The sequence below is a fragment of the Pseudomonas sp. genome, assembly GCF_050739995.1.
Lineage (GTDB): Bacteria > Pseudomonadota > Gammaproteobacteria > Pseudomonadales > Pseudomonadaceae > Aquipseudomonas.
In genome coordinates, this window is the sequence record NZ_JBOICG010000536.1 from 1 (window position 1) to 7,663 (window position 7,663).

The 7,663-nt window shown below is 62.1% G+C and carries 8 protein-coding genes and 2 pseudogenes; 9 read left to right on the top strand and 1 reads right to left on the bottom strand.

Annotation, left to right across the window (positions count from 1 at the left end; all coding sequences use genetic code 11):
- The 3 genes from ACRESD_RS17455 to ACRESD_RS17465 all read left to right on the top strand — a co-directional run.
- Positions 1-168, top strand: a 168-nt coding sequence (locus ACRESD_RS17455; protein WP_431752063.1) for a cobaltochelatase subunit CobN, incomplete at its 5' end; no start/stop codon positions are given.
- The gene (locus ACRESD_RS17460) at positions 168-1,166 is read left to right on the top strand and encodes an ATP-binding protein (RefSeq protein WP_431752058.1); all 999 of its coding nucleotides are present in this window, start codon (positions 168-170) and stop codon (positions 1,164-1,166) included. The genes ACRESD_RS17455 and ACRESD_RS17460, both read left to right, overlap by 1 nt.
- 53 nt (positions 1,167-1,219) lie before the next feature.
- On the top strand, positions 1,220-1,822 hold the full coding sequence (locus ACRESD_RS17465; protein WP_431752059.1) for a VWA domain-containing protein: 603 nt from the start codon (positions 1,220-1,222) through the stop codon (positions 1,820-1,822).
- 132 nt (positions 1,823-1,954) lie between these two features.
- Here ACRESD_RS17465 and ACRESD_RS17470 read toward each other — a convergent pair whose 3' ends face one another.
- Complete coding sequence (locus ACRESD_RS17470) at positions 1,955-2,902, bottom strand: DUF1853 family protein (RefSeq protein ID WP_431752060.1); 948 nt, start codon at positions 2,900-2,902, stop codon at positions 1,955-1,957.
- Between the two features lie 145 nt (positions 2,903-3,047).
- Between ACRESD_RS17470 and ACRESD_RS17475 the strand changes: the two genes are divergently transcribed.
- From ACRESD_RS17475 to pepN, 6 genes and pseudogenes are all read left to right on the top strand, one after another.
- Positions 3,048-3,938 (top strand): NAD(+) kinase, encoded by an 891-nt coding sequence (locus tag ACRESD_RS17475; protein WP_003217892.1) that lies wholly within the window; start codon positions 3,048-3,050, stop codon positions 3,936-3,938.
- Positions 3,938-4,909, top strand: coding sequence for a metallophosphoesterase (locus tag ACRESD_RS17480; protein WP_431752061.1), 972 nt, complete (start codon positions 3,938-3,940; stop codon positions 4,907-4,909). Before ACRESD_RS17475 ends, ACRESD_RS17480 begins: the two co-directional genes overlap by 1 nt.
- Complete coding sequence (locus ACRESD_RS17485; protein WP_431752062.1) at positions 4,906-5,775, top strand: rhomboid family intramembrane serine protease; 870 nt, start codon at positions 4,906-4,908, stop codon at positions 5,773-5,775. The genes ACRESD_RS17480 and ACRESD_RS17485 overlap by 4 nt, the downstream gene beginning before the upstream one ends.
- A 14-nt stretch (positions 5,776-5,789) precedes the next feature.
- Positions 5,790-6,050, top strand: coding sequence for a YeaC family protein (locus ACRESD_RS17490; RefSeq protein ID WP_016972751.1), 261 nt, complete (start codon positions 5,790-5,792; stop codon positions 6,048-6,050).
- A pseudogene (locus tag ACRESD_RS17495) lies at positions 6,047-6,877 on the top strand (DUF2797 domain-containing protein). Before ACRESD_RS17490 ends, ACRESD_RS17495 begins: the two are co-directional and overlap by 4 nt.
- Before the next feature lie 13 nt (positions 6,878-6,890).
- Positions 6,891-7,663 (top strand): annotated as a pseudogene (gene pepN, locus ACRESD_RS17500) (aminopeptidase N); the annotation flags it as partial.

The following is a 7,663-nucleotide window of genomic DNA, read 5'->3' on the forward strand; positions in this document are numbered from 1 at the left end:
CTGCTTGACCCTGACACCCGGGCTTTTGTGCAGCAGCACAACCCGGCTGCGCTGCGTGACATGGCCGAGCGCATGCTCGAAGCCCAGCAGCGCGGTCTGTGGCAGGAACCGGGGGCCTATCGCGAGGCGTTGGAAAACCTGTTGCTGGATATAGAAGAAGACAGCTGATGACTGATATTCCCCATTTCCCGCTGTCCGCCGTGGTCGGTGCCGACGACTTGAAACTGGCCCTGTGCCTGACCGCCATTGACCCGAAGATCGGCGGCGTACTGATCGAAGGTCCGCGTGGCATGGCCAAGTCCACCTTGGCCCGTGGCTTGGCCGACCTGCTGGCCAGCGGTCAGTTCGTCACCTTGCCGCTGGGCGCCACCGAAGAACGTCTGGTCGGCACCCTGGACCTGGACGCTGCATTGGGCGAAGGCCGTGCGCAGTTTTCTCCTGGCGTGTTGGCCAAGGCCGATGGTGGGGTGTTGTATGTCGATGAAGTCAACTTGTTGCCGGATCACTTGGTGGATCTGCTGCTGGACGTGGCCGCCAGCGGCACCAACCTGATCGAGCGAGACGGCATCTCCCACCGGCATTCGGCGCGCTTTGTGCTGATCGGCACGATGAACCCGGAGGAAGGTGAGCTGCGCCCGCAGTTGCTCGATCGATTCGGCCTCAATGTGGCCTTGAGTGGGCAGACCTTGCCGACCGAACGCGGGCAGATCATTCGGCGTCGACTGGATTTTGACAGCGACCCTGACACCTTCTGTGCGCAATGGGCTGAGCAGCAGGCCGCTTTGCGCGAACGTTGCACCCAGGCCCGGGCGCGGCTCGACTGTATCGCGTTGGATGATCAGGCCTTGGCGCAGATTACCGAACGCTGTTTTGCCGCGGGTGTCGATGGCTTGCGTGCCGACCTTGTCTGGCTGCGCGGCGCCAGGGCGCACGCCGCTTGGCGGGGGGCTGATGCCATCGCCGACGAAGATATCGAAGCCGTGGCCGAATTTGCCTTGCGCCATCGCCGTCAGGAGCAATCACCGCCTGCCGGCCCATCCAATCAGGGACAGTCGCCCAAGCCGTCTGATACTTCATCCGGCCAAGGCCAGTGGGGCGATATGCCCGCACCGGCACTGCCCACGGGCGTTCGTCGTGATGTGCCTGCCTGGCCAAAAAAGCCCTAGGCATTCGCCCTCGACTTGATGCGGGGGCGGATGCCCGGCCCAAAGCGGGGCGAGTGGACAAAGGAAGGCAGGGCAGGGCACGTAGCGCTCAACAGGGCTCGATCAATTGGCCGGGCACCTTGCTCGGTGGTCGCCCGCAAGTGCGCGAGGACTTGCTGTTTCATCTGCGCAGCCGTTCGGCCCATGAATTGTGGCTGGTGATTGTTGATGCCTCGGCGTCCACGCGGCGCCATCGTGCATTAAGCGACGCCAAAGGCTTGCTGGCCCAGTTGCTCGAGGACGCCTACCGCCGGCGAGCGCGCATGGCGTTGTTGACCGCCAGCGGGCAGTCGCCCAAGTGGCAGGTGCAGGGGCTGAAAGCGGCGAAGAGCCTCTCAGGTTGGCTGGAGCTGTTGGGCGCCGGTGGCGGTACGCCGTTGCTGGCGGCGCTGACCGAGGCTGGGCAATGGTTGGCGCTGCGGCGCAAACGCTATCCTGCCGAGCAGCAGCGGTTGTTGGTGATTACGGATGGGCGGCTTAAGGATGTTGCCGGGTTGCCGTTGCTGGAGTGTCCGGGGTTGCTGGTGGATATCGAACGTGGGCCGATCAGGTTGGGTAGGGCTCAACAGCTGGCGATGGGGTTGCAGTTGGAATATCGGCATATCGATCATTTGTAGTGAGCGGGCTTGCCCCGCGCTGGGTGGCGAAGCCGCCCCAAAACCTGCTACTGCGTTTTACCTGACACACCGCGGCGGCCTTATTGGGGTAGCTTCGCCACCCAGCGCGGGGCAAGCCCGCTCACTACATACTCAGCCCACCCCCGGCACATTTGGCCAAAGATCCGCCACCAGAAACAACCGCTCGGCTTCTTCCCAGTCCTCACCGTTCTGCACCATCCGCACCAGCAATTGCGCCGGCGCCATGGGGTCCAGGTCGGTGAGCCAGCCTTGCATCTGCGGTTCACTCCAGACCTCATCCGACGGGTAATGCGCTGGCGCCAGCCACGCGTGCCGGGGCAGAGGCTGCCAGCGGCCGGGCTGGCCCGCGCTGACAAAGTCGCGCCAGTCCCGCTGGTGCAACCAACGCCCACGCAGATGCTGCGGGTGGGCACCGTGGGGGGATTCAGCCTGGCCAGGCCATGGGTACAACAAATAGCCGCCGAGCCACAAATGCGCGTCGAATTGCTGGATGTCCAGCGCGGCCAAGGCTTCGCGGCTCTCTGATTTGGCCGATATCGGCAGTTGATGGTGCGCCAGGTGCGCCAACTTGCGGTCCAGCCGATCATGACAACCCGGCCCTAGCCATTGCGCCGCATCTTGGCCGTTACCGTCCTGGGGGCCGAGATACAGCTTGATTGCCAGTTCCAGGTGGTGCACGCCATCGCGGTCGCGCACCAGCATGTCCAGCTCGCCCAAGGTATGCCCGGCGCGGCGGATCGGCAGGTTGGCTGCCAACAACTCCACCCCCGGTGCATGTTGCACGGCGAACTGCCACAGGCGTTCATAGTAGAGGCCCAGGCGCCGGGTGCGGGACAGGCTCAGCCAGTGCTGCAAGGCGCTGCTGTCTTGGTCGAGGGTGCGCAACCAATGCTCAAGCCGATCGGGCGCCTGCACCCAGTCGCTGCCAGCCAATGGATGACGCTGCGGCCATGGCGTTTGCGCGAGCATCGGCGGGGCGAGCATCACCCACGCCAAGTCGCGCACTTCTGGGTGGCGCAGTTGACGGGGCAGGTTGTGCAGATCCGGGAACACAGTCATGGTCCGAGCATAGCCTTTTAACTGCACGGCAGGTGGCTGAGAACCGTTGTCATCACGGCTTCACGGCGACAAAGGGTTTTGCCTGGCGCGGCCTTTCGCCCATAATCGTTCTTTTTGGCCACACCCCATACCCCGCAGGAGCCCCATGGAGCAATTTCGCAATATCGGCATCATCGGTCGCCTGGGCAGTACCCAGGTGCTGGACACCGTCCGCCGGCTGAAAAAATTCCTGCTGGAACGCCACCTGCATGTGATCCTCGAAGACACCATCGCCGAAATCCTGCCGGGCCACGGCCTGCAAACCTCGTCGCGCAAGATGCTCGGCGAAGTGTGCGACATGGTGATTGTGGTCGGCGGCGACGGCAGCCTGCTCGGCGCAGCCCGGGCGTTGGCACGGCATAATGTGCCGGTGTTGGGGATCAACCGGGGCAGCCTGGGTTTCCTCACCGATATCCGCCCCGATGAACTGGAAGTCGAAGTGGCCAAGGTGCTCGACGGCCATTACCTGGTGGAAAACCGCTTCCTGCTGCAAGCCGAAGTGCGCCGCCACGGTGAAGCCATCGGCCAGGGCGATGCACTGAACGACGTGGTGCTGCACCCAGGCAAATCCACGCGGATGATCGAGTTCGAGCTGTATATCGACGGCCAGTTCGTGTGCAGCCAGAAGGCCGACGGCCTGATCGTCGCCACGCCGACCGGCTCCACGGCCTATGCGTTGTCAGCGGGTGGCCCGATCATGCATCCCAAGCTCGATGCCATTGTGATCGTGCCGATGTACCCCCATATGTTGTCCAGCCGGCCAATTGTGGTCGATGGCAACAGTGAGCTGAAAATCGTGGTGTCCAAAGACATGCAGATCTACCCGCAAGTCTCCTGCGACGGGCAGAACCATTTCACCTGCGCCCCCGGTGACACCATCACCGTGAGCAAAAAGGCACAGAAGTTGCGCTTGATCCACCCGCTGGATCACAACTACTACGAAGTGTGCCGCACCAAGTTGGGCTGGGGCAGCCGCTTGGGGGGTGGAGGCGACTGATGCTCGATCCCGCGCGTAGCTACGACCTGATTGGTGACGTGCACGGTTGCGCCCATACCCTTGAGCACTTGCTCGACCGGCTGGGCTACCAAAAGCAGGGCGGCACCTGGCGCCATCCCACGCGGATGGCGGTGTTCCTCGGCGATATCATCGACCGTGGCCCGCGTATCCGCGAGGCGCTGCATATCGTCCACGACATGGCCGAGGCCGGCCAGGCGCTGTGCATCATGGGCAACCACGAGTTCAACGCGCTGGGCTGGACCACACCGGCGCCGCCGGGCAGTGGCAAGCAGTTCGTGCGTGAGCACAACCCACGCCATGCGCGCTTGATCCACGAGACCCTGGCCCAGTTCGAGCACCACCCGGCTGACTGGCACGACTTCCTTGGCTGGTTCTACGACATGCCGCTGTTTGTCGACGCCGGACGCTTTCGCGTGGTGCATGCGTGCTGGGATGACGGCTTTATCGATCCGCTGCGCGCCACGTTCCCGGATGGCTGTATCGATCAGCACTTCCTGCAAGCCGCCGCCGTACCGGGCAGCTTTGCGTGCAATGCCTTCGACCGCTTACTGCGCGGCACCGACATGCGACTGCCCGATGGTCTGACGTTGACCGGTGGCGATGGCCTGACGCGCTCGTTCTTCCGTACCAAGTTCTGGGAAGATGACCCGAAAACCTACGGCGACATCGTGTTCCAGCCGGACGCACTGCCGGAGCCGGTGGCACGTACGCCGTTGTCGTCGACGGAGAAAAACTCCCTGCTGCGCTATGGCGTCGACGAGCCGTTGTTGTTCGTTGGCCATTACTGGCGCAGCGGCAAACCTACACCGATCCGCGACAACCTGGCCTGCCTGGACTACAGCGCCGTGCTGTACGGCAAGTTGGTGGCGTATCGACTGGACCAGGAAACCCAACTGGACCCGCGTAAATTTGTCTGGGTGGACGTTGAGCGCCCTGAGGTCATTGCATGAGTACCGTAGCTGTATTGCGCTTGCCCCTGAGCGTTGACCTGGGTGGTTTCGTCAAGTTGTTGCAACGCATGCAAGTGCCCCATCGCGTCAGCGAAGAGGGCGGAGAGCAGGTGCTGTGGGTGCCTGAAACCATCAGCGACGATGTGCGTGTGCTGTACCAGCGTTTCCCCGCCGGTGACCCGGACCAACAGCTGGATATTCCCGAGCAGGCGCCCGTTACCCGTCCAAGCTTCGTTCAACAATTGCGCATGAGCCCGGTCACGGCGCTGGTGTTGTTGGCGAGCATGGTTGTGGGCGCGGTGACCTTGCTCGGCGAAAACCTGCAAGCCATGGCCTGGCTGACCTTCCTGCCGTTCCGGGTGATGGGCGAGTACATCCAGTTCACGCCGCTGGCCGACAGCCTGGCCTCGGGGCAGTGGTGGCGGTTGGTCACGCCGATGCTGATCCACTTCGGCATCCTGCACCTGGCCATGAATGGCATGTGGTACTGGGAACTGGGCCGCCGTATCGAAGTGCGCCAGGGCAGTATCAATTTGCTGGGCTTGACCCTGTTGTTCAGCCTGGTCTCCAACTATGCGCAATACGCCTATGGCGGCCCCGGCCTGTTTGGTGGGTTGTCCGGCGTATTGTATGGCCTGCTCGGGCACTGCTGGATTTTCCAATTACTGTCGCCCAACCCGGCCTATCGCCTGCCCCGTGGAGTGCTGGCGATGATGCTGATATGGCTGGTGCTGTGCATGTCGGGGCTGGTCTCGATGATCGGCTTCGGCGAAATCGCCAACGCGGCCCATGTGGGCGGCTTGGTCATCGGTTGCCTGACGGGTTTGCTGGGTGGGCTGTACAGCCGCCGCAAAGCCTCTATTTGATAAGGAAGAGCCTTATGTCCTCTTTTGCTGAAATGATCGAAAACATCACCCCGGATATCTACGAGAGTCTCAAGCTCGCCGTGGAAATCGGCAAATGGTCCGATGGTCGCAAACTCACCGCCGAGCAGCGCGAACTGTCCCTGCAAGCGGTGATCGCCTGGGAAATCCAGAACCTGCCGGAAGACCAGCGCACCGGCTACATGGGCCCGCAGGAATGCGCGTCCAAGTCGGCACCGGTGCCGAACATCCTGTTCAAGTCGGATGCGATCCATTGATTGAAATTGGTCGCGGTGCAGTCAGCAAAATGTCGGCTCAACTCGGTGAGTCGACCGTTCAATACGCATTTCGTTTGGGTGATGCCGAGGTGCCGGTCAACCCGTTGATCGGTACTCATGTGCGCCTGGAATACCTCGGCGCCATCCATTGCAGCCATTGTGGCCGCAAGACCAAGACCAGTTTCAGCCAGGGCTATTGCTACCCGTGCATGACCAAGTTGGCCCAGTGCGATCTGTGCATCATGAGCCCCGAGCGTTGCCATTACGACGCCGGCACCTGCCGTGATCCGGGCTGGGGCGAAAAATTCTGCATGACCGACCACGTGGTCTATCTGGCCAATTCGTCGGGGATCAAGGTCGGCATCACCCGCGCCACTCAATTGCCAACCCGGTGGCTCGACCAGGGCGCCAGTCAGGCGCTGCCGATCATGCGGGTTGCGACTCGCCAGCAATCCGGTTTTGTCGAAGACCTGTTCCGCAGCCAAGTGGCCGACAAGACCAACTGGCGCGCGCTGCTCAAGGGCGATGCCGAGTCGGTGGACCTCAAGCAGGTACGCGATGAACTCTTTGCCTCCTGCGCCGAAGGCTTGCTTGGCTTGCAGGAACGCTTCGGCCTGCAGGCCATCCAACCGGTGACCGATATCGAGCCCATCGAAATCCGCTACCCGGTGGAGCAATATCCGGCCAAGATCGTCAGCTTCAACCTGGACAAGAACCCGATTGCCTAAGGCACGCTGATGGGGATCAAGGGCCAGTACCTGATCTTCGACACTGGCGTAATCAACATTCGTAAGTACACGGCCTACCAGCTCGCCGTGCATCAGTAGAAGGATGCCACCCATGCGCACCGAACAACCGAAGATGATTTACCTTAAGGACTATCAGGCGCCGGACTACCTGATCGACGAGACGCACCTGACCTTCGAGTTGTTCGAGGACCACAGTCTGGTCCACGCGCAGCTGGTGATGCGGCGCAACCCTGAGTGCGGCGCCGGCCTGCCGCCACTGGTGTTGGATGGTCAGCAACTGGAGCTGTTGACCGTCAACCTGGGCGACCGCGAGCTGACGGCTTCGGACTACCAACTGACCGACAGCCACCTGACCCTGCACCCGACCAGCGAAACCTTCACCGTCGACACCAGCGTGCGCATTCACCCGGAAACCAATACCGCCCTGGAAGGTTTGTACAAGTCCAGCGGCATGTTCTGCACCCAGTGCGAGGCCGAAGGTTTCCGCAAGATCACCTACTACCTCGACCGCCCGGATGTGATGAGCACGTTCACCACCACGGTGATCGCCGAGCAGCACAGCTACCCGGTGCTCTTGAGCAACGGCAACCCGATTGCCAGTGGCCCTGGCGAAGACGGCCGCCACTGGGCGACCTGGGAAGACCCGTTCAAGAAGCCTGCTTATCTGTTCGCCTTGGTCGCCGGTGATTTGTGGTGCGTGGAAGACAGTTTCACCACCATGACCCAGCGCGAAGTGGCACTGCGCATCTACGTCGAGCCGGAAAATATCGACAAGTGCCAGCACGCCATGACCAGCCTGAAGAAATCCATGCGCTGGGACGAAGAAACCTACGGCCGCGAGTACGACCTCGACATCTTCATGAT